Source organism: Mycobacterium sp. Aquia_213 (assembly GCF_026625985.1).
Taxonomy (GTDB): domain Bacteria; phylum Actinomycetota; class Actinomycetes; order Mycobacteriales; family Mycobacteriaceae; genus Mycobacterium.
Map to the genome: position 1 here is coordinate 1186908 of NZ_CP113116.1, position 19889 is coordinate 1206796.

Here is a 19889-nt window from a genome sequence, read left to right on the forward strand (position 1 = left end):
CATGCTGTGAAATCCGACTCAAATTGCCGAAATGGTGGGTTGTTACTTAAGAGGAGTTTAAGATAACTCGCGGTGACGACTATCGAGCAACTCGAGCATTCGGTCCGGCCGTCCGCCGGCAGTCGCGGTGGACGGCTTCTTGATCGACGCTGGCCGGGCTTACCGGTTCGGAGTCGTCGTGCCGATCGGGCAACCGGACACGGGGTTGCTGATCAATCACTATTCCGAGATCTAACCGCTTCCCAACTGTGCTCGCGCGCCTGCTGCAAAGTGTTGCCCGGCGAGCGGAACATGAAAATCCGGGTCTTGGGGATAACGCCGGAACCTAGGAGGTTTGCGTGAGCAGGTTTACCGAGAAGATGGTCCACAATGCCCACATTTCGAAGAAGGGCATGGTCACCGGTGATCCCCACGCACCTGTCCGGCACACCTGGGGCGAGGTCCACGAGCGCGCTCGCTGCATCGCGGGCGGCCTGGCCGCCGCCGGTATCGGGCTCGGCGACGCCGTCGGTGTGCTGGCCGGCTTCCCGGTAGAGATCGCCCCGACGGCGCAGGGCCTGTGGCTGCGCGGGGCCAGCCTGACCATGCTGCACCAGCCCACCCCACGCACCGACCTGGCCGTGTGGGCCGAGGACACCATGAACGTCATCGGCATGATCGAGGCCAAGGTCGTCATCGTCTCCGAGCCCTTCCTGGTCGCCATCCCGGTGCTGGAAGAAAAGGGCATCAAAGTCCTCACCGTCGCCGACCTGCTGGCGTCGGAACCGATCGACCCCGTCGAGGTCGGCGAGGACGACCTGGCGCTGATGCAGCTGACGTCCGGCTCGACCGGCTCGCCGAAGGCCGTCCAGATCACCCATCGCAACATCTACTCCAACGCCGAGGCCATGTTCATCGGCGCCCAGTACGACATCGACAAAGACGTGATGGTCAGCTGGCTGCCCTGCTTCCACGACATGGGCATGGTCGGCTTCCTCACCATCCCGATGTATTTCGGCGCCGAGCTGGTCAAGGTCACGCCGATGGACTTCCTGCGCGACGCGCTGCTGTGGGCCAAGCTGATCGACAAGTACAAGGGCACCATGACCGCGGCGCCCAACTTCGCGTATGCGCTGCTGGCCAAGCGGTTGCGCCGCAACGCCAAGCCCGGCGACTTCGACCTGTCGACCCTGCGCTTCGCGCTGTCCGGCGCCGAGCCGGTCGAGCCCGCCGACGTCGAGGACCTGCTCGACGCGGGCAAGCCGTTCGGCCTGCGGTCCTCGGCGATCCTGCCGGCTTACGGCATGGCCGAGACGACGCTGGCCGTGTCGTTCTCGGAGTGCAACGCCGGGCTCGTCGTCGACGAGGTGGACGCCGACCTGCTGGCCGCGCTGCGCCGGGCCGTGCCCGCGACCAAGGGCAACACCCGCCGGCTGGCCACGCTCGGCCCGCTGCTGAAGGACCTCGAGGCCCGCATCATCGACGAGCAGGGCAACGTGATGGCCCCGCGCGGTGTCGGCGTGATCGAGCTGCGCGGCGAGTCGCTGACGCCCGGCTACCTGACGATGGGTGGCTTCATCTCGGCCCAGGACGAGCACGGCTGGTACGACACCGGCGACCTCGGCTACATAGACGAGAACGGCCACATCGTGGTCTGCGGCCGCGTCAAGGACGTCATCATCATGGCCGGCCGCAACATCTACCCGACCGACATCGAGCGGGCTGCCTGCCGCGTCGACGGTGTTCGCCCCGGCTGCGCGGTGGCGGTCCGCCTGGACGCCGGCCACTCGCGCGAGACGTTCGCGGTCGCGGTCGAGTCCAACGCCTTCCAGGACCCGGCCGAGGTGCGCCGGATGGAACACGAGGTCGCCCGCGAGGTGCTCAAAGAGGTCGACATGCGTCCCCGCAACGTCGTGGTGCTCGGTCCCGGGACCATTCCGAAGACGCCGTCGGGCAAGCTGCGCCGGTCCAACTCGGTCACCCTGGTCACCAGGTAGCGCACTACCAGGCGTGCACGCGGTTCTGCGCGGGCTCTAGCCCCAGTTCGATCAGCAATTCGGTGGCGTCGGCCGCCTGCTCGCAGATCGTGGGAACCTCGGGCCGCTCGGCGGCGGTGAACGTCTCCAGCACGAACGCCGCCGGGTCTTTACGTCCGGGCGGACGCCCGATCCCGATGCGCACCCGCTGAAAATCCTTGGTGCCCAGCGCTGAGGCCACCGAACGCAGCCCGTTGTGGCCGCCTTCGCCGCCGCCGATCTTGAGCCGGATGCGACCGAAGTCGAGGTCAAGTTCATCGTGGATGACGATGATGTCGGCCGGCGCCACGGAGTAGAACTTGGCCAGCGGGCCGACCTGGCGGCCGGACTCGTTCATGTAGCAGCGCGGCTTGGCCACCAGCACCGAGTGCCCGGCGAGCCGGCCGCTGACCACTTCGGCGCCGGAGCGCTTGTGCACCTTGAACTTTGAGCCCAGTCGGGCGGCGAGCAGGTCGGCAACCAGGAACCCGAGGTTGTGCCGGGTACGGGCGTAGTTGTCTCCGGGATTGCCCAGGCCGACCACCAGGAGCGGTTCGGCCATGTCGGCGGCCGCCTACTCGGACTCTTCTTCGGAGGCCTCGGCTTCGCCGGCCTCGTCCTCGGCGGCTTCGGCGGCTTCGCCGGTCTCGCCCGCGCCCTCTTCCTCGAGGTCTTGGGCGGTGGGTGCGTTCACCACGTTGACGACGAGCATCTCGGGGTCGGAAATCAGGTTGACGCCCGACGGCAGCGTGATCTGTCCGGCGGTGAACTGAGTGCCGGGCGCGGCACCCTCGACCGACACGGTCAACTGCTCGGGAATCGACAGGGCCTCGGCCTCGATCTCGATGGTGCTGGTCTCCTGGGTGACCAGGGTGTCTGGCCCGGCCTCGCCCTCGATCACGACGGTGACCTCGACGTTGACCTTCTCGCCGCGACGCACGACCAGCAGGTCGGCGTGCTGAATGGTGCGGCGGATCGGGTGGATGTCGAGCACTTTGGTCAGCGCGAACTGCTCTTTGCCGGCGATATCCAGGGTCAGCACCGCGTTGGTGCCGGAGTGGCGCAGCACCGCCGCGAAGTCGCGCCCGGGCAGCTCGAGGTGCTGCGGGTCGGCGCCGTGACCGTACAGGACGGCGGGAATCTTGCCGTCGCGGCGGGCGCGCCGGGACGCGCCCTTGCCGGTCTCGGCTCGTACCGTGGCGGTGATTTGGTTGGCTGCAGATTTTTTAGCCATCGTGTCGCTCCTGTGTGCTCGTTACCCAAGTGTGAAGGCACGGCCAGGATCGCGACATTATGTCGGTCTCCGTCGATAACGGTGCTGGCTAGCCGCCTACCACCCTCGCCGTGACGCCCGGCAAGGTTAGCGCATCGGCACCTCAGAGCGGAAATTTGGAACCTCTCGCGGCTGGCGACCGTCACATCAGCCCCAGGGCCCTCTCGCCCGGGAACAGTCGATGTGCCCGCCTCCCAGCGACAAACCGAGTGACGCTGCAGCGGAAGCCCGTTGTCGCTCAGAGGCGGGCAAAACGTCACGCGATTCCAGATGAGGCGGGTGTGGCAGGTGGCCGCGTTGGTGCGGACTGGCCTCAGAGCGGAAATTTGGTGCCGGTGAGCTGCTCGGACAGGTCCCAGAGCGCGGTCGCGGTGGTCGGATCTTGCGCGTGCCGACTGCGGCTGACGGGTTGGGTTCGACCGATCCAGCCGAATTTCGGGCCGATGAACGTGTCGCCGGGCAGGTCCTGGGATGCGGCGTAGAGCGTTTGCTGGGCGCCGAAATCGGCGCTGGTGCCAACCACCCGGGTGGCGGCCAACATCAGCGCGTCGCCCAGCTTGCGGCCGGTGGCGCCTTGCAGGTTGGTGTGCGAGTAGCCGGGATGGGCCGCCACCGCACGCAGCGGTGAACCGGCCAACTTCAGGCGGCGCTGCAGCTCGCTGGTGAACAGCAGGTTGGCCAGCTTCGACTGGCTGTAGGCCAGCCAGGCCGAATACCGCTTGTTCTTCCAGTTGATGTCGTCGAAGTCGATCCGGCCGGGCCAGTGCGCCATCGACGACAGCGTCACCACCCGGTCGGTGAGCTTGGGGAGCAACAGGTTGGTCAGCGCGAAATGACCGAAGTGGTTGGTGCCCATCTGGCTCTCGAAGCCGTCGGCGGTCAGTGCGAACGGGGCGGCCATGATGCCGGCGTTGTTGATCAGCAGGTCGGCGCCGGCGATGCCGTCGGCGAATCGGTGTATCGACGCCAGGTCCTGTAGATCCAGCTGGCGCACCTTGACGTCGCCGGTCATGGAAGCGGCGGCGTCCTCGCCCTTGCTCGGGGTGCGCACGGCCAGGATGACTTGGGCGCCGGCGCGGGCCAGCTCGCGGGCGGTGATCGCACCCAGCCCGCTGTTGGCGCCGGTGATGATCGCGGTGCGCCCGGCGAATGACGGTAGATCGGCGGCGGTCCAGTCGGTCATGGCTGATAACCCTAGCCAACTGTCGCGCCGTCTCAATCAGGCCGCCACGCCTGATTACTTCGCCGCGACGACGAATCCGTGGATGATCGTGTCGACGTCGGTCGACTGTGCGGCGGCCTGGTCGGCCAGGCCGGTGATGGTCAACTGAACGAAGTAGCGCTGCTTGGCCGGCGGCGACCCGGTCGGCAGCACGATCCGGTTCCAGCTGTGCAGCCGGGTGCCGTTCTCGCTGTTGTAGCTGCCCTGGATCATCGACGAGGGGAACCCGTTGTACGGCGCCATCGAGGCGTCCAATTGCTTGAAGTTCTCGAACAATTGGGCATCGTCGTTGCCATGCTTGATGACTTGCGCCGGGTCGAAGTCGCCGCTGAGGGCGAACACCACGAGCCGCGCGGTCGGGTACTTCTTGTCCTTGGCCAGTATTACGGTCTCCGGCGCGATATGCGGATCGGTGAACGGCGCCCAGCCCGGCGGCGTCGGTATCGACACCTTCAGATCGGTCAGCGCGCTGGGCGCCACCTGGTGCCCGGTCACGCCGATGCTGTTCAGGTACTGCGACAGGGGGACAGGCTTCTCGACCGTCGTAGCGGCCGTGGTCGTAGAACTCGTCGTCCAGACCGACTGGTAATCAGGAGTTTTGGGTCCACAAGCAGTCGCGCACACCATCGACACGGCGATCGCGACAGCGGCTGCGAGCCGTCTCACAGAATCTCGTGGACCGCGTCGATCGGACGGGCCAGCCGGGTGCCCTTCGCCGTGACGACGAACGGGCGCTCGATCAGAATCGGATGCTCGGCCATCGCGTCGAGCTGGGGGCACCTCCCGCTTGCGGGGGATTGATCATCCGACGCGTCGGCCAGTTTGAGTTCGGTATACAGCGATTCACGCTTACGTACCGCGGTGCGCACATCGATACCTGCGTCGCGGATCATCTTCACCAGCTCGGCGCGCGCCGGCGGAGTCTTCAGGTACTGGATTACGGTGGGCTCTAAACCGTTGTCCCGCAACATATCCAACGTCTTGCGGGAGGTGCTGCACTTGGGGTTGTGGTAGATGACAGCTTCGGCCATCTAGGCGTCTCCATCGAATAGCCCTGTGACAGAGCCATTTTCGAAGACGGCGCGAATTGTGCTGGCCAGCAACGGCGCGATCGACAACACCGTGAGCTGAGGGAAGCGCTTCTCCTCGCCGATCGGCAGCGTGTTCGTGACGATCACCTCTCGCGCGCCACAGTTGGCCAGCCGCTCGGCGGCCGGCTCCGACAGCACACCGTGGGTCGCCGCGACGATCACGTCGGTCGCTCCATCTTGGAGCAGGAGCTTGACCGCGCCGGCAATCGTGCCGCCGGTGTCGATCATGTCGTCGATCAGCACGCAGGTGCGGCCCTCGACCTCACCGACGACGCGATTGGAGACGACCTGGTTGGGCACCCGCGGGTCCCGGGTCTTGTGAATGAAGGCCAGCGGGACGCCGCCCAACGAGTCGGCCCACTTCTCGGCGATGCGCACCCGGCCGGAGTCGGGGGAGACCACGACCATGTTGCCGTCGGGGTAGTTGTCCTTGATGTAGGTGGTCAGCAGGGTCTGGCCGCGCATGTGGTCGACGGGCCCGTCGAAGAAACCCTGGATCTGGTCGGTGTGCAGGTCGACGGTCACGATCCGGTCGGCCCCCGCGGTCTTGAGCAGGTCGGCGACCAGCCGGGCCGAGATCGGCTCGCGGCCCCGATGCTTCTTGTCCTGGCGCGCGTAGGGATAGAACGGCATGACGGCGGTGATCCGTTTGGCGCTGCCTCGCTTGAGCGCGTCGATCATGATCAGCTGTTCCATCAGCCAGTTGTTCACCGGCGCCGGATTCGATTGCAGGACGAAGGCGTCGCACCCGCGCACCGACTCGTGGAAGCGCACGAAGATCTCGCCGTTGGCGAACTCGCGCGCGGTCTGCGCGGTGACGTGAACGTCGAGTTCCTTGGCGACCTGCTCGGCCAGCTCGGGATGCGCCCGGCCGGAGAACAGCATCAGATTTTTGCGATTATCGGTCCAGTCGTGGCTCACCGTGCTGCCCCCGCCGTATCGGGATCGAAATGGAAGTGCTCATCGTACGTAGCGAATCGTACGGAACGATGGCCGGGTTGCCAGACACCAAATTCATGGTGTCTATTCGGATTCCGGCTGCGAAGCTTGCTGGGCGGCCTTGTCCGCGGCTTCCGCGGCGGCGCTGCCTGGACGTTTCCGTTGCACCCAGTTCTCGATGTTGCGTTGCGGGCCCGCGGAAACCGCCAGCGCCCCCGGCGGCACGTCGTCACGCAACACGGTGCCCGCCCCGGTGTAGGCCCCGTCACCGACGGTCACCGGTGCCACGAACATGGTGTCCGAACCGGTGCGGACATGCGAGCCGACGGTGGTGCGCCGCTTGGTCGTGCCGTCGTAGTTGACGAACACGCTGGACGCGCCGATGTTGCTGTGCTCGCCGATGTCGGCGTCGCCGACGTAGGTCAGATGCGGCACCTTGGTGCCGGTCCCGATGTTGGAGTTCTTGACCTCGACGAACGCACCCAGCTTGCCGTCGGCTCCCAGCACCGTGCCGGGCCGCAGGTAGGTGTACGGGCCGACCGTGGCGCCGCTACCGATCGCCGCCGACTCGCCGTGCGTCCGGATCACGGAGGCGCCGTCGGCGACGGTGACGTCGGCGAGTGTGGTGTCCGGTCCGACGACGCAGCCGCCGCCGATCTGGGTGCGGCCGAGCAGCTGGGTACCCGGGTGCACGACGGTGTCGCGACCGATCGTCACGTCGACGTCGATCCAGGTGGTGGCCGGATCGATCACGGTTACCCCGGCCATCTGGTGGGCGGCGACGATGCGGCGGTTGAGTTCGGCGCCGAGCTGGGCGAGCTGGACGCGGTTGTTCACGCCGGCCACCAGCGCGCTGTCGTCGACGTGCCGGGCATGCACGGGCCGGCCGTCGCCGCGCAGGATGGCGATGACGTCGGTGAGGTAGAGCTCCTGCTGGGCGTTGTTGGAGCTCAGCCGGCCCAGCGCCGACCGCAAAGCGGTGACGTCGAAGGCGTAGACGCCGGCATTGACCTCGCCGATCTTGCGCTGCGAGGCGGTCGCGTCGGCTTCCTCGACGATCGCCATCACTTCGTCGTCCTGGGTGCGCAGGATGCGGCCGTAGCCGAAGGGATCGTGCAGCGTGGTGGTCAGCACCGTCGCCGCGGCCGACATCGCGTTGTGCGTCGCGATCAGGTCGGCGAGAGTGTCGGAATCCAGCAGCGGGGTGTCGCCCGAGGTGATCACGACGACGCCGGCGTAGTCCTCCGGCAGCGCGGACAGGCCGCAGAGTGCGGCATGGCCGGTGCCGCGGGGACGGTCCTGCAGGGCGACGTCGATGGGACGGCCGAGAGTGTCGGCGAGGTCGGCGACGATCGGCGCGATGCGCTCGTGCTCATGGCCCAGCACCACGACCAGACGCTGTGGTGCCACCTTGGTGATCGCGTGCAGCGAATGCGACAACATGCTGCGGCCGGCCAGGGTGTGCAGCACCTTCGGGGTGTCCGAGCGCATCCGGGTGCCGGGCCCGGCCGCTAACACCAGGACCGCAGTGTCACCGCCAAACGACATCGACTCTCCTCGTGCTGTATCCCACGCGAGGCGGAACGCCGAAGCGCCGCCACGTCGTCAAGACTGTCATTTCACCTGCACCGGTGGCAAAAATCCTCTACCCCGTGCCCTGGTAAGACAAGCAACCGAAGCTCCGTCGCCAGGACTCGAACCTGAACTATCTGAACCAAAATCAGAGGTGCTGCCGATTACACCACGACGGACTGCAGATCTCGGCCGACGGCGGCTAACCGCCAACCGCGCCACCAAGACTTTAGACGGTGCGGAAGTCATTAGCGGCCCGCAGGGAAACCCGGGCAATTTCACCAGGCCAAACCGATACCCTGGTTGACGTGGCAGCCCCGGATAAAGAAGTCCGCGCGCCGCGCGCCCGGATGACCGGCAGCGAGCGCCGACACCAGCTGATCGGCATCGCGCGCTCGCTATTCGCCGAACGCGGCTACGAGGGCGCCTCGATCGAGGAGATCGCGCAGCGGGCCAACGTGTCCAAGCCGGTCGTCTACGAGCATTTCGGCGGCAAGGAGGGCCTGTACGCCGTCGTCGTCGACCGCGAGATGTCGGCGCTGCTGGACGGCATCACCTCGTCGCTGACCAACAACCGGTCCCGGGTGCGGGTCGAGCGCGTCGCGCTGGCATTGCTCACCTACGTCGAGGAACGCACCGACGGCTTCCGGATCATGATCCGCGACTCGCCGGCCTCGATCAGCGCCGGCACGTATTCCAGCCTGCTCAACGACGCCGTCAGCCAGGTCAGTTCGATCCTGGCCGGCGACTTCGCCCGCCGCGGCCTGGATCCGGACCTGGCGCCGCTGTACGCCCAGGCGTTGGTGGGCTCGGTGTCGATGACCGCGCAGTGGTGGCTCGACACCCGGGAGCCCAAGAAGGAGGTCGTGGCCGCGCACCTGGTCAACCTGATGTGGAACGGCCTGACTCATCTGGAATCCGACCCCCGACTGCAAGACGAATAGGCCCCGAGGGGCCGAATTCAACCGCAGTCGCGCGACAGCAGGTCGGCGACCGTCTCCCGGCGAATCAGTTGGCGGACCCGTCCGTCCTTGACGGCCACCAGCGGCGGCCGGCACACCATGTTGTAGTTCGACGCCATGCTGTGGTGATAGGAGCCGGTGCACGCCACGGCCAGCAGGTCGCCGGGATGCAGGTCCACCGGCAGCTCGATATCGCGGGCGATCTCGTCGCCCGCCTCACAGTGCCGGCCGGCGACCGTGACCCGCTGCTTGGGCCCCACGGAATGACGGTTGGCCAACGTGACCGTGTACTGCGCGCCGTACAACGACACCCGCGGGTTGTCGCTCATCCCGCCGTCGACCGCGACGAAGGTGCGCCCACCCGGCTGCGTCTTGACCGAGCAGACGCGATATAGCGTCACGCCGGCCCGGCCGCTGATGGCGCGACCGGGTTCCACCACCAGGGTCGGCCGCGGGAAGTGCTCGGCGGCGCAGGCCTCGTCCAGCGCGTCTTCGATGACGACGGCCAGGTCATCGATGTTGAGTTCGCGATCGCTCGGGATATAGGGGATGGCGTGGCCACCGCCGATGTTCAGCTCGGTGAGGATGACGCCGTGCCGGGCGCGGATATCGGCCATCGCGGCGATCATCCGGTGGATGGCCTCGCCGTACAGGGCGGGGTCGGTGACCTGCGAGCCGATATGGCAGTGCAGCCCGACCAGGTCGAGGATCGGGTGCGCCAGCACCCGCTTCACCGCCTCGGCGGCGTGGTCCTCGGCGAGGGTGAAGCCGAATTTCTGGTCGCTGATGCCGGTGGTGACCGCGCGGTGCCCGTGGATGTCGATGTCCGGGGTCACCCGGATCAGCACCGGCTGGCTCTTGCGGGCGCATCCCGCCAAGTAGGCGATCTCGATGCAGGAATCCAGCACGATGCGACCGACCCCGGCGTTAACCGCGTCCTGCAACTCGTCGGGTGATTTCGCGTTGCCGTGCATGATGATCCGGGCCGGGTCCACACCGCCGGCCAACGCGACGGCCAGCTCACCGGCCGAGCAGACGTCGACGCCCAGGCCTTCTTCGCGGGCCCAGCGTGCCACCGCCGTTGTCAGCAGCGACTTACCGGCGTAGACGATCTCGACGCCGCGCAACACCTTGCGGTAGCGACGGGCACGGTAGCGGAAGTCGGTTTCGTCGATGACGTAGGTGGGGGTGTGGAACTCGTCGGCGATGTCCGACAGGGGAATGTCGCCGATGCAGAGCCGGCCTTCCTCGTCGGAATGTGTAGTGACAGGCCAGATCGCGGGATCCAGCCGTCGGGGTGCCGCCCGACCAATGGAGGGCAGCATGTCAAGCAATGTCATGACTTCAAAGTGCGCCCGGCCAGCACCGGATGGCGCGATCCTTACGATCCTTTGACGGCCCCAGGGGCAAAATTGACGATGTTCGGCGCACCTAGAATGGGTGCATCATGACCGCACCGGGGCCTGCTCGCCCAGAAACCCCGATCGCGGGGCTCGTTGATCTAGCGCTGACGGCGCCCACCTTCCAGCAGCTCGTCGAGAACGCGTCTGCTCGGCCCGCCGAAATGAACCTGGTTGGCCCGGCCGGCGCCCGCTTGTTCGTGGCCAGCGCGCTGGCGCAGCAGGGTTCCCTGCTGGTGGTCACCGCCACCGGGCGCGAAGCCGACGACCTCGCCGCCGAACTGCGCGGCGTCTTCGGCACTGCGGTGGCCGTCTTCCCGTCCTGGGAGACGCTGCCGCATGAGCGGCTCTCGCCCGGCGTCGACACGGTGGGCACTCGCCTGATGGTGCTGCGCCGGCTGGCGTACCCCGACGACACCCGGCTGGGCCCGCCGCTACGGGTAGTGGTGACCGCGGCGCGCTCGCTGCTGCAGCCAATGGCCCCGCGGCTGGGCCATCAGGAGCCGGTCACCCTGCGCGCCGGTCAGGAGATCGGCTTCGAGGAAGTGATCGCCCGGCTGGTCGCGCTGGCCTACACCCGGGTCGACATGGTCGGCAGGCGCGGCGAATTCGCCGTGCGCGGCGGCATTCTCGACGTCTTCGCGCCCACCGCCGAACACCCGGTGCGCATCGAGTTCTGGGGCGACGAGGTCAGCGAGATGCGGATGTTCTCGGTCGCCGATCAGCGCTCGATCCCCGAGGTCGAGATCGAGACGCTCGTCGCAGTCGCCTGCCGCGAATTGCTGCTGACCGACGACGTGCGGGCTCGCGCCGCCGAGTTGGTCGCACAACACCCGACCGGCGAGAACGCGATCACCGGCAGCGTCTCCGAGATGCTGGCCAAGCTGGCCGAAGGCATCCCGGTCGACGGGATGGAGGCGCTGCTTCCCGTCCTGAAGCCCGACGACCACGCGCTGCTGGTCGAACAGCTGGCCGAGGGGACGCCGGTGTTGTTGTGTGACCCGGAAAAGGTGCGGACCAGGGCCGCCGATCTGATCAAGACCGGCCGTGAATTCCTGGAGGCGTCCTGGTCGGTGGCCGCGATGGGGACTGACGCTCCCGTCGATGTCGAGCAGCTGGGCGGGTCGGGCTTCGCGGAGTTGGACGACGTACAGGCCGCCGCGGACCGGTCCGGGCATCCGTGGTGGACGCTGAGCCAGCTGTCCGACGAGGCGGCGGTGGAGCTGGACGTCCGGGCGGCGCCGTCGGCGCGTGGACATCAGCACGACATCGAGGGCATCTTCGCGATGCTGCGCGCCCACGTCTTGACCGGCGGATACGGCGTGATCGTCGCGCCGGGCACCGGCACCGCACACCGTGTCGTGGAGCGGCTGGCCGAATCCGACACCCCGGCCGCGATGCTGGAATGCGGCGCGGCGCCCAAGCCCGGCGTTGTCGGGGTGCTCAAGGGTCCGCTGCATGGCGGCGTGGTCATACCGGGCGCCAACCTGGTCGTCATCACCGAAGCCGACCTGACCGGCAGCCGGGCCACTGCCGTCGACGGTAAGCGCCTGGCGGCCAAGCGGCGCAACACCGTCGACCCGCTGGCGCTGACCGCGGACGACCTGGTGGTGCACGACCAGCACGGCATCGGGCGGTTCGTGGAGATGGTCGAGCGCACCGTCGGCGGCGCCCGGCGCGAATACCTGGTGCTGGAATACGCCTCGAGTAAGCGGGGGCAACAGGCCGACAAGCTGTACGTCCCGATGGACTCGCTCGACCAGCTGTCCCGGTATGTCGGCGGTCAAGCACCGGCGCTGAGCCGGCTGGGCGGCAGCGATTGGACCAACACCAAGACCAAGGCGCGGCGCGCCGTGCGTGAGATCGCCGGCGAGCTGGTGTCGCTGTACGCCAAGCGGCAGGCCAGCGCGGGACACGCGTTCGCGCCGGACACCCCCTGGCAGGCCGAGATGGAAGACGCGTTCGGTTTCACCGAGACCGTCGACCAGCTGACCGCGATCACCGAGGTCAAGGCCGACATGGAAAAGCCGATCCCGATGGACCGGGTGATCTGTGGCGACGTCGGCTACGGCAAGACCGAGATCGCGGTGCGGGCGGCGTTCAAGGCGGTGCAGGACGGCAAGCAGGTCGCCGTCCTGGTGCCCACCACGCTGCTGGCCGACCAGCATCTGCAGACGTTCACCGACCGGATGGCCGGCTTCCCGGTGACGGTCAAGGGGCTGTCCCGGTTCACCGACACGACCGAGTCCCGCACCGTGATCGACGGCCTGGCCGACGGGTCGGTGGACGTCGTGATCGGCACGCACCGGCTGCTGCAGACCGGGGTGCGGTGGAAGGACCTGGGGCTGGTGGTGGTCGACGAGGAGCAGCGCTTCGGCGTCGAGCATAAGGAGCACATCAAGTCGCTGCGCACCCATGTCGACGTGCTGACCATGAGCGCCACGCCGATCCCGCGCACCCTGGAGATGAGCCTGGCCGGGATCCGCGAGATGTCGACGATCCTGACGCCGCCCGAGGAGCGCTATCCGGTGCTGACCTACGTCGGCCCGCAGGAGGAAAAGCAGATCGCCGCCGCGCTGCGCCGTGAGCTGCTGCGCGACGGGCAGGCCTTCTATGTGCACAACCGGGTCAGCTCCATCGACGCGACCGCTGCCCGGGTGCGCGAGCTGGTGCCCGAGGCGCGCGTCGTCGTCGCGCACGGGCAGATGCCCGAGGACCTGTTGGAACGCACCGTCGAGGGGTTCTGGAACCGCGAACACGACGTCCTGGTCTGCACCACGATCGTGGAGACCGGCCTGGACATCTCCAACGCGAACACCCTGATCGTGGAGCGCGCCGACACCTTCGGGCTCTCCCAGCTGCACCAGCTGCGGGGCCGGGTCGGCCGCAGCCGCGAACGGGGCTACGCCTACTTCCTCTATCCGCCGCAGGTGCCGCTGACCGAGACGGCCTACGACCGGTTGGCGACCATCGCGCAGAACAACGAACTGGGCGCCGGCATGGCGGTCGCGCTGAAGGACCTCGAGATCCGCGGCGCCGGCAACGTGCTGGGTGTCGAGCAGTCCGGGCACGTCGCCGGGGTGGGCTTCGACCTGTACGTGAGGTTGGTGGGCGAGGCCGTCGAGGCGTACCGGGCCGCGGCCGATGGCCAAACCGTCCTCAGCCCCGAAGAGCCCAAGGATGTGCGCATCGACCTTCCGGTGGACGCACACCTGCCACCGGACTACATCGCCAGTGACCGGCTCCGGCTGGAGGGTTATCGGCGCCTGGCCGGCGCGGCCGACGACGCGGCCGTCGACGCCGTCGTGGAGGAGCTCACCGATCGCTACGGGGCGTTGCCCGAACCGGCCCTGCGACTGGTGGCCGTGGCGCGCTTGCGGCTGCTGTGCCGCGCCTTCGGCATCACCGAAGTATCGGCCCCATCTGCGGCGACGGTGCGGCTGTCGCCGGTCACGCTGCTAGATTCTGCCCAGGTGCGGCTCAAGCGGATGTACCCGGCCGCTAACTACCGCGCCACGACGTCCACGGTGCAGGTTCCGATTCCGCGAGCCGGCGGCGTGGGCGCACCGCGGCTTCGCGATGTCGAGTTGGTGCAGATGGTGGCCAACTTGGTGACGGCCCTGCAAGGGAAACCGCAGCAAGAAATTGGTATAACGAGTGCACCCGCACCGACGTCGAGGGAGGAGCGGCAAGCGCGATGATCGTCGTCTTGTTCGACCCGCGCCGTCCGTCGCTGGTGCCGCTGCAGGCGATCGAGTACCTCACCGGCGAGATTCAATACACCGAGGAGATGCCCGTCGCGGTGCCCTGGTCGCTGTCCTCCGCGCGCCCGGTCGACACCGGGGACGACGCGCCGGTGTTGCTGTCGTCGGACCCCGACCACCCCGCGGTGACCGCGCGGTTGGCCGCGGGAGCCCGGTTGATCTCGGCGCCGGACACGCCGCGCGGTGAACGTCTGGTGGATGCCGTCGCGATGATGGACAAACTGCGCACCGCCGGACCGTGGGAAAGCGAGCAAACCCACGACTCGCTGCGCCGGTTCCTGCTCGAGGAGACCTACGAGCTGCTGGACGCGGTCCGCAGCGGCAATGCCGACCAGCTGTGCGAGGAACTCGGCGATGTGTTGCTGCAGGTCCTGTTCCACGCCCGGATCGCCGAGGAGGCGCGGCAATTCCCGTTCGACATCGACGACGTCGCCGCCACGCTGATGCGCAAGCTGGGCAATCGGGTGCCGGGAGTGCTTGCGGGCCAATCGATTTCGCTCGAAGAACAACTGGCTCAATGGGAAGAGCGTAAGGCTGCCGAGAAACCCCGCAATTCGGTGATGGATGACGTCCATACCGGTCAGCCGGCGTTAGCGTTGGCGCAGAAGGTGATTCAGCGCGCGCACGCGGCCGGGCTGCCCACCGACCTGATCCCCGACGAGATCACCGTGATCTCCGTATTGGCCGACGTCGATGCGGAAAACTTCTTGCGCACAGCGGTTTTGGAGTTCGTGGACACGGTCCGCGCGGTGGAGAGGTCGATAGCCGCCACACGCCGCGGGGACAGCGTGCCGGAAGAACTCGACGTGGCTCCGCTGGGCGAGGTCACCGAGGGGGAGTGGCGCGAGCACTGGCCATCCGACGTGGCCGACGACGTCGAGCCGGGGGAATCCGACGATTCCGGTGCGGCGGACGCGGTCGCCGAGGACGCCGACGCCGAGGACTCCGAAGACAACTCGGAAGACGATTCGGACGACGACGAGTCCGACGATGACGAGTCCGACGACGATGAACCCGAGGACGTCGGTGCGGCCGGCAAGGAGTCCAAGAGGTCCGGCAAAAACTCCAAGCGGGATCGAGACCGAGGCTGATCCCGATTTAGATCGCGCTCGCGGGTTTGCCGACCGGCGCTCGCCGCGATGTTTGCCGTTTTGCGTGGTCACGACAGGTAATGTGGCTCGTGAGTTGGTGAATCCCACTGGTCGGCATCGCTCGCGCTTTGCTAGCCACGGTAGGCAGCAGCTAATCGATACATTGGCTGAAACCGGGTGTGCCGGCTCGACGTAACCGGTCACGGCGAAAGGGCATGGGACGATAATCATTGGGTGACGTTGATGTAGGGGAAGTTGAGGGGAACGTGGTGTCGCCGAGGCGTTGGGTGCGCGCGGCCGCCGTGATCGGCGCGACCGCGATGCTTCTGGCGTCCAGCTGCACCTGGCAGCTCAGTCTCTTCATCCCCGCGGGCGTGCCGCCGCCGTTCGGAGATCCCGTACCGGCGGTGAACACCCATGCCAGCGGTCGGCCCGCGGACCAGTTACGAGCCTGGGCGCTGCCACGCGCAGCGGCCCTGGAGATCCCGGTCATCGCATTGGAGGCCTACGCGTATGCCGCCCGAGTCGCCGAGGTGGAAAACCCGAAGTGCCATATCGCCTGGACCACGCTGGCGGGCATCGGCCAGGTCGAAAGCCACCACGGCACCTACCGGGGCTCGACGCTGGCGCCGAATGGGGATGTGAGCCCACCCATCCGGGGTGTGCAGCTGGACGGCAGCGGCGGCAACCTGCGCATCGTCGACGCCGCGCAAGACACCACCGACAGTCAGCCCGCGGTAGCGCGCGCGATGGGCCCGATGCAATTCATCCCGGAGACGTGGCGCTTGTACGGGGTCGACGCCCACAACGACGGTCGGCTGAGCCCGGACAACATCGACGACGCTGCCCTGGCGGCGGCGGGTTACTTGTGTTGGCGCGGAAAGGATCTCGCGACGGCCCGGGGATGGGTCACCGCGCTGCGGGCCTACAACAACTCCGGCGTCTACGCGCGCGCCGTCCGCGACTGGGCGACCGCCTATGCGGCGGGTCACCCGCTGTAGCAGGATGAATCGCTGACCCAGGCTTTAGGCTAAAGGCCGGCCCGGAGCGCGCCATCAGCTACGACGCAAGGAGATCCTAGTGCCGATTATCGAGCAGGTCGGGGCCCGCGAGATCCTCGATTCCCGAGGTAACCCGACCGTCGAGGTCGAGATAGCCCTGATCGACGGAACCTTTGCCCGCGCGGCGGTGCCGTCCGGCGCGTCGACCGGGGAGCACGAGGCCGTCGAGCTGCGCGACGGCGGCGAGCGTTACGGCGGCAAGGGCGTGGACAAGGCGGTACAGGCCGTGCTCGACGAGATCGGCCCGGCCGTGATCGGGCTCAACGCCGACGACCAGCGCCTGGTCGACCAGGCGCTGGTGGATCTCGACGGCACCCCGGACAAGTCGCGGCTCGGTGCCAACTCGATTCTGGGTGTGTCGCTGGCCGTCGCCAAGGCGGCCGCCGATTCGGCCGAGCTGCCGCTGTTCCGCTACCTCGGCGGGCCGAACGCGCACATCCTGCCGGTGCCGATGATGAACATCCTCAACGGCGGCGCGCATGCCGACACCGGGGTCGATGTCCAGGAGTTCATGGTCGCGCCGATCGGCGCGCCGAGCTTCAAGGAGGCGCTGCGCTGGGGGGCCGAGGTTTACCACTCGCTGAAGTCGGTGCTCAAGAAGCAGGGCCTGAGCACCGGTCTCGGCGACGAGGGCGGTTTCGCGCCCGATGTGGCCGGCACCAAGGCGGCGCTCGACCTGATCCTGTCGGCCATCGAAGCGACGGGCTTCAAGGCGGGGACCGACGTGGCGCTGGCCCTCGATGTGGCTGCGACCGAATTCTTCACCGAGGGACAGGGTTACAGCTTCGAGAAGGAGACCCGCAGCGCCGAGCAGATGTCCGAGTTCTACGCGGGACTGCTGGACTCCTACCCGCTGGTCTCCCTCGAGGATCCGCTTTCCGAGGACGACTGGGACGGCTGGGTGGCGCTGACGACGGCCATCGGTGACCGAGTCCAGGTGGTCGGCGACGACCTGTTCGTCACCAACCCGGAGCGCCTGGAAGAAGGCATCGAACGCGGCGCCGCCAATGCGCTTCTGGTCAAGGTGAATCAAATCGGCACGCTGACCGAGACGCTGGACGCCGTCGCGCTGGCTCACCACAGCGGGTACCGCACGATGATGAGCCACCGCAGCGGCGAGACCGAGGACACCACGATCGCCGACCTGGCGGTCGCCGTCGGCAGCGGACAGATCAAGACCGGCGCGCCCGCCCGCAGCGAGCGGGTCGCCAAATACAACCAGCTGCTGCGCATCGAGGAAGCCCTCGGCGACGCGGCCCGCTATGCCGGCGATCTGGCCTTCCCGCGCTACGCACTGGATGTGAAATAGCTTGACAGTCAACGGGAAACGCGGCTAGGTCGACGATGCCCGACGCGAAACGCCCAGATCCGAAGCGCCGCTCCCCGGCATCGCGCCCGGGGAAAGCCGGCGATTCGGTTCGGCGCGGTCGGGCCGCCAAACCGTCGTCCAAGCCGTCGTCGCGCGCGTCGAAACTCGCGCAGAACGCCGCCGCTGCCCGGACGACGGCCGAGCACATCGTCGAACCCATCAAGCGGCAGATCGCCGAGTCCGTCGAACAACGGTCCGAGCAGCGGATGGGTTTCACCGCCCGGCGCGCGGCGGTGCTGGCCGCGGTGGTCTGCGTGCTGACGTTGACGATCGCGGGCCCGGTGCGTACTTATTTCGCGCAGCGCACCGAGATGTCTCAGCTGACGGCCAGCGAAGCCGCGCTGCGCCGTCAGATCGCCGACCTCGAGCAGAAGAAGGTCAAGCTCGGCGACCCGGCCTATATCGCGGCGCAGGCCCGCGAACGCCTGGGGTTCGTGATGCCCGGGGACACGCCGTTCCAGGTCCAGCTGCCGGCGGCCGCGGCGGCGTCTCCGCAGCCGGGCGCCGAGACGGCGAAACCGGCGAACAACGCGCCGTGGTACTCCTCGCTGTGGCATACCATCGCCGACGCCCCGCACCTGCCGCCCGCCAATGCCCCGGCCCCCCCGCCGGCCGAGCCCGGGCAGCCCGCCCCGCCGCCGGAATCACCGAAGCCCACGACTCCCGGTGGTTGATCGTGCCGACCTGGAAGCGGTGGCACGCCAGCTCGGTCGCGAGCCCCGCGGTGTGCTGGAAATCGCCTACCGATGCCCCAACGGCGAGCCCGGCGTGGTGAAGACCGCGCCGAAACTTCCTGACGGAACCCCGTTTCCGACGTTGTACTACCTGACGCATCCGGCGCTCACCGCGGCCGCGAGCAGGCTGGAGACGACCGGACTGATGCGGGAGATGACCGAGCGTTTGGGGACCGACGCCGAACTGGCCGCCGCCTATCGGCGGGCTCACGAGTCGTATCTGGCCGAGCGCGACGCGATCGAACCGCTCGGGACCACGTTCTCCGGCGGCGGCATGCCGGACCGGGTCAAGTGCCTGCACGTGCTGATCGCGCATTCGCTGGCCAAGGGGCCGGGGGTCAATCCTTTCGGTGACGAGGCGGTGGCGCTGCTTGCCGCCGAGCCGGCCATGGCCGGGGTGCTGGATGGTGAGTTGTGGCGCTGAGGGCGGCCGGTGTCGACTGTGGCACCAACTCGATTCGGTTGCTGATCGCCGACGTCTCGGACGGGCGGCTGCGCGACGTGCACCGCGAGACGCGGATCGTGCGCCTGGGCCAGGGCGTCGACGCCACGGGTCAGTTTGCGCCGGAGGCAATCGAGCGGACCAGGGCCGCGCTGGTCGACTACGCGGACCTGATGAGAACCCATGGCGTCGAGTGGGTTCGGATGGTTGCCACCTCGGCCGCCCGCGACGTCAGCAATCGCGATGTCTTCTTCGCGATGACGGCCGACGTGCTGGGCGGTGTGCTGCCCGGCGCGGTGGCCGAGGTGATTACCGGAGCCGAGGAGGCCGGGCTGTCCTTTCGCGGCGCGGTGGGCGAATTAGACAGCGCCCGTGGACCTTTCGTCGTCGTAGACTTGGGCGGCGGGTCAACCGAGATCGTGCTGGGCGTCGACCAGGTCGTGGCGAGCTACTCGGCCGACATCGGCTGCGTGCGCTTGACCGAGCGCTGCCTGCACTCCGACCCGCCGACACCTGAGGAAGTGGACGCGGCGCGTCAGTTCGTGCGCCAGCGGCTCGAGCCCGCGCTGCGCGCCGTGCCCGTTGAGGGAGCCCGGACCTGGGTCGGACTGGCCGGCACGATGACCACGTTGTCGGCGCTGGCACACAATATGACGACGTACGATGTTGCGGCCATTCACCTTTCGCGGGTCACCGGCGATGATTTGATGTCGGTGTGCGAGACGCTGATCGGCATGACGCGATCCCAGCGTTTGGCGCTGCCCCCGATGCACGAGGGCCGCGCCGATGTGATCGGCGGCGGCGCCATCGTGGTGCAGGAGCTGGCGCGTGAGTTGCGCGCCCGGGCAGGCATCGACGAGCTGACGGTCAGCGAGCACGACATCCTCGACGGCATCGTGCTGTCGATCGCGCACTAGCACCGTTGTGCGCCGGCGGTCGAGTGTGCGCTGATGTCGACCTGGTCGCACACTCGAC

General features: G+C 67.8%; 17 protein-coding genes and 1 tRNA gene. 9 read left to right on the plus strand and 9 right to left on the minus strand.

The genetic code is table 11. The annotated features are described in order from the left end of the window. Positions 1–338 precede the first annotated feature (338 nt). The gene (locus tag LMQ14_RS05735) at positions 339–1976 is read left to right on the plus strand and encodes a fatty acyl-AMP ligase (RefSeq protein ID WP_267733833.1); all 1638 of its coding nucleotides are present in this window, start codon (positions 339–341) and stop codon (positions 1974–1976) included. A 4-nt stretch (positions 1977–1980) separates the two neighbouring features. Here the strand turns inward: LMQ14_RS05735 and pth are convergent, their stop codons facing one another. The 8 genes from pth to LMQ14_RS05775 form a co-directional block, all read right to left on the minus strand. Next, the gene (gene pth, locus LMQ14_RS05740; RefSeq protein ID WP_267733834.1) at positions 1981–2556 is read right to left on the minus strand and encodes an aminoacyl-tRNA hydrolase; all 576 of its coding nucleotides are present in this window, start codon (positions 2554–2556) and stop codon (positions 1981–1983) included. A 12-nt stretch (positions 2557–2568) separates the two neighbouring features. Beyond that, complete coding sequence (locus tag LMQ14_RS05745) at positions 2569–3228, minus strand: 50S ribosomal protein L25/general stress protein Ctc (RefSeq protein WP_267733835.1); 660 nt, start codon at positions 3226–3228, stop codon at positions 2569–2571. A 352-nt stretch (positions 3229–3580) separates the two neighbouring features. After that, the gene (locus LMQ14_RS05750) at positions 3581–4450 is read right to left on the minus strand and encodes an oxidoreductase (protein WP_267733836.1); all 870 of its coding nucleotides are present in this window, start codon (positions 4448–4450) and stop codon (positions 3581–3583) included. A gap of 54 nt (positions 4451–4504) precedes the next feature. Next, a complete protein-coding gene (locus tag LMQ14_RS05755) occupies positions 4505–5116 on the minus strand; it encodes an LpqN/LpqT family lipoprotein (RefSeq protein ID WP_267735370.1) in 612 nt (203 codons plus the stop codon). 35 nt (positions 5117–5151) lie between these two features. Beyond that, on the minus strand, positions 5152–5520 hold the full coding sequence (arsC, locus tag LMQ14_RS05760; RefSeq protein WP_267733837.1) for an arsenate reductase (glutaredoxin): 369 nt from the start codon (positions 5518–5520) through the stop codon (positions 5152–5154). Beyond that, entirely contained in the window at positions 5521–6501 is a 981-nt protein-coding gene (locus LMQ14_RS05765; RefSeq protein ID WP_267733838.1) for a ribose-phosphate diphosphokinase, read from the minus strand. A 102-nt stretch (positions 6502–6603) separates the two neighbouring features. Next, positions 6604–8067, minus strand: a complete 1464-nt coding sequence (glmU, locus tag LMQ14_RS05770; RefSeq protein WP_267733839.1) for a bifunctional UDP-N-acetylglucosamine diphosphorylase/glucosamine-1-phosphate N-acetyltransferase GlmU — start codon at positions 8065–8067, stop codon at positions 6604–6606. A 131-nt stretch (positions 8068–8198) separates the two neighbouring features. Then, positions 8199–8270: transfer RNA gene (locus LMQ14_RS05775), tRNA-Gln, on the minus strand. 171 nt (positions 8271–8441) lie between these two features. Here LMQ14_RS05775 and LMQ14_RS05780 point away from each other — a divergent pair. Further along, positions 8442–9035 carry a TetR/AcrR family transcriptional regulator gene (locus LMQ14_RS05780; protein WP_267735371.1) on the plus strand — a complete coding sequence of 198 codons (594 nt, stop codon included), beginning with the start codon at positions 8442–8444 and terminating at the stop codon, positions 9033–9035. Between the two features lie 17 nt (positions 9036–9052). Here LMQ14_RS05780 and lysA read toward each other — a convergent pair whose 3' ends face one another. After that, positions 9053–10393, minus strand: a complete 1341-nt coding sequence (gene lysA, locus LMQ14_RS05785) for a diaminopimelate decarboxylase (RefSeq protein ID WP_267733840.1) — start codon at positions 10391–10393, stop codon at positions 9053–9055. Positions 10394–10500: 107 nt separating this feature from the next. Here lysA and mfd point away from each other — a divergent pair, with 107 nt between their 5' ends. The 7 genes from mfd to LMQ14_RS05820 all read left to right on the plus strand — a co-directional run bounded on the left by mfd (position 10501) and on the right by LMQ14_RS05820 (position 19831). Then, positions 10501–14154, plus strand: a complete 3654-nt coding sequence (gene mfd / locus LMQ14_RS05790) for a transcription-repair coupling factor (RefSeq protein WP_267733841.1) — start codon at positions 10501–10503, stop codon at positions 14152–14154. After that, positions 14151–15308, plus strand: a complete 1158-nt coding sequence (locus tag LMQ14_RS05795; protein ID WP_267733842.1) for a nucleoside triphosphate pyrophosphohydrolase — start codon at positions 14151–14153, stop codon at positions 15306–15308. The genes mfd and LMQ14_RS05795 overlap by 4 nt, the downstream gene beginning before the upstream one ends. 269 nt (positions 15309–15577) lie before the next feature. Beyond that, positions 15578–16309, plus strand: coding sequence for a lytic transglycosylase domain-containing protein (locus tag LMQ14_RS05800; protein WP_267733843.1), 732 nt, complete (start codon positions 15578–15580; stop codon positions 16307–16309). A 79-nt stretch (positions 16310–16388) separates the two neighbouring features. Continuing rightward, positions 16389–17678 (plus strand): phosphopyruvate hydratase, encoded by a 1290-nt coding sequence (gene eno, locus LMQ14_RS05805; protein WP_267733844.1) that lies wholly within the window; start codon positions 16389–16391, stop codon positions 17676–17678. 35 nt (positions 17679–17713) lie between these two features. After that, on the plus strand, positions 17714–18412 hold the full coding sequence (locus LMQ14_RS05810) for an FtsB family cell division protein (protein ID WP_267733845.1): 699 nt from the start codon (positions 17714–17716) through the stop codon (positions 18410–18412). Further along, positions 18405–18896: a DUF501 domain-containing protein gene (locus tag LMQ14_RS05815; RefSeq protein ID WP_267733846.1), complete on the plus strand. Its 492-nt coding sequence runs from the start codon at positions 18405–18407 to the stop codon at positions 18894–18896. Before LMQ14_RS05810 ends, LMQ14_RS05815 begins: the two co-directional genes overlap by 8 nt. Next, positions 18887–19831: a Ppx/GppA phosphatase family protein gene (locus LMQ14_RS05820; protein ID WP_267733847.1), complete on the plus strand. Its 945-nt coding sequence runs from the start codon at positions 18887–18889 to the stop codon at positions 19829–19831. The genes LMQ14_RS05815 and LMQ14_RS05820 overlap by 10 nt, the downstream gene beginning before the upstream one ends. The last annotated feature ends 58 nt before the right edge of the window (positions 19832–19889 follow it).

What these genes read in the sequence shown, in the direction of transcription:
- glmU (WP_267733839.1), bottom strand. Translation starts at nt 8,067, where the DNA reads ATGTCGTTTGGCGGTGACACTGCGGTCCTGGTGTTAGCGGCCGGGCCC.
- LMQ14_RS05810 (WP_267733845.1), top strand. Translation starts at nt 17,714, where the DNA reads ATGCCCGACGCGAAACGCCCAGATCCGAAGCGCCGCTCCCCGGCATCG.
- LMQ14_RS05780 (WP_267735371.1), top strand. Translation starts at nt 8,442, where the DNA reads ATGACCGGCAGCGAGCGCCGACACCAGCTGATCGGCATCGCGCGCTCG.
- mfd (WP_267733841.1), top strand. Translation starts at nt 10,501, where the DNA reads ATGACCGCACCGGGGCCTGCTCGCCCAGAAACCCCGATCGCGGGGCTC.
- LMQ14_RS05795 (WP_267733842.1), top strand. Translation starts at nt 14,151, where the DNA reads ATGATCGTCGTCTTGTTCGACCCGCGCCGTCCGTCGCTGGTGCCGCTG.
- LMQ14_RS05750 (WP_267733836.1), bottom strand. Translation starts at nt 4,450, where the DNA reads ATGACCGACTGGACCGCCGCCGATCTACCGTCATTCGCCGGGCGCACC.
- pth (WP_267733834.1), bottom strand. Translation starts at nt 2,556, where the DNA reads ATGGCCGAACCGCTCCTGGTGGTCGGCCTGGGCAATCCCGGAGACAAC.
- LMQ14_RS05745 (WP_267733835.1), bottom strand. Translation starts at nt 3,228, where the DNA reads ATGGCTAAAAAATCTGCAGCCAACCAAATCACCGCCACGGTACGAGCC.
- lysA (WP_267733840.1), bottom strand. Translation starts at nt 10,393, where the DNA reads ATGACATTGCTTGACATGCTGCCCTCCATTGGTCGGGCGGCACCCCGA.
- arsC (WP_267733837.1), bottom strand. Translation starts at nt 5,520, where the DNA reads ATGGCCGAAGCTGTCATCTACCACAACCCCAAGTGCAGCACCTCCCGC.
- LMQ14_RS05755 (WP_267735370.1), bottom strand. Translation starts at nt 5,116, where the DNA reads ATGGTGTGCGCGACTGCTTGTGGACCCAAAACTCCTGATTACCAGTCG.